Consider the following 1,437-nt stretch of genomic DNA (forward strand, 5'->3'; position numbering starts at 1 on the left):
GAACTGCATGGACCGGTACGGCCACCCGGCGGGCCCGGCGGCCGAGTCGTGGGTGTTCCACTGGCTCACCACGAAGTGCCACTCCTCCGGCGTGGATCCCGGCACCGGGCAGCCGCAGTAGAGCTGGGCGACCCGCGCGGGCCCGGCCCCGGGGTCGGAACCGTCCGACTCGTCGCCCCACGCACTCCCGTGCAGGAGCGTGGTGTGCGTGGTGACCGAGCGGTCGAGCAGGTCGGCCCCGATGTGCGGGAACGTCAGACAGTCGATGCGGTAGTGCTCGGCATCGAAGTAGGTGAGGGTCCAGAAGTCCTCGCACCGACGCAGGTACATCTCGCCGATCCGGCCGGGCAGCACGATGGTCGTGGGATTGCCCCAGCCCCAGGCGCCCTTCCGGAAGCCCCAGGTCTGCCACCTGCGGAGGTCGGGATCCGCGAGGTGCTCCTCACGCACCCGCATGAGGATGACGCCCTTGTCCCGTTGGAACCCTGTGGACAGGACGTAGACGAACCCGTCCCCGCCGAGCTCCCACGTCCAGAGTTGGCGATGGCCGCCCTCGAGGAGGGGCGAGAACTCCGCCCCCGTGGGCTCCCAGGTCCGGCCGTCGTCGGTCGACCGGTGGATCCGGGTGCGGGTGACGGTGCCCAGGCCGTCGTTGACCATGACGTGCAGGTACATGGTGTCTCCGATGGTGAGCACGTCGCTCGGGAGGACGGTCGAGCACCCGCGGCCGTGCACATAGTCGATCAGCTGGGCGGCGTAGTCCCGCGGGCCCGGGCCGGCGGCGTCCGTCCACTCGAGCCCCTCGGACAGGTCGACGGTGTCGGAGAACAATCCGGCGGGGGAGCGCCAGTCCGGGTTTCCGGGTCCGGGACGCTCATCCGTGGTGGGGGCACACTGCTCGATACCCGGGTGCGGACGCCCCACATGGGGGGCGCCCATCCCGGCGCCGGCGAAGGTGTCGCCGAACACCGCGAGCAGGCGCCCGGACGGGGTCCGGGTCAGGATGCCCAGATCCGTCCCTTCCATCCCGAAGACCGTGGTGATCCCGGGTCCGGTGAGGTCCCGGACCTTGCGGGTGGCCGATGTGCGGGACGCAGTGGGCGGCGGCGGATCCGTCATGGGGCCGACGCTACCGCGCAACCGGTCGGGCGGCACCAGACTCGTTGTCAGGTCACAATTCTGGCGAAGCGGGCCCCACGCCCCGAACCGCGGGGCGTATGGTCATCGGCGTGACCCATCCCTTCGCACGGGCCGGGCGGGAGCTCGTCCCCGGCCACTGGCTCGGCCCCGCAGCCGTTCTGGCGCTCGGGTGTGCCACGGCGTGGACGCTCATCGGGTTCGGACACGGCGCGCCGTTGGCGGCCGTGGTGCTCGTCGCGGCACTGGTGCTGGCCCTGTGGAACTCCCCGCTGCGCGCCTCCGGTCACGAGCCACTCC

At 71.7% G+C, this 1,437-nt stretch carries 1 protein-coding gene and 1 pseudogene; one reads left to right on the forward strand and one right to left on the reverse strand.

All coding sequences use genetic code 11. The features are described 5' to 3' along the window. On the reverse strand, window positions 1–1,119 hold a 1,119-nt coding region (locus G6024_RS03990), incomplete at its 3' end, for a glycoside hydrolase family 183 protein (RefSeq protein ID WP_159148125.1). Between the two features lie 110 nt (window positions 1,120–1,229). Here G6024_RS03990 and G6024_RS03995 point away from each other — a divergent pair. Further along, window positions 1,230–1,437, forward strand: a pseudogene (locus G6024_RS03995) (hypothetical protein); the annotation flags it as partial.

Origin of the sequence: Dietzia maris (assembly GCF_014144855.1) — a bacterium.
GTDB lineage: Bacteria > Actinomycetota > Actinomycetes > Mycobacteriales > Mycobacteriaceae > Dietzia > Dietzia kunjamensis.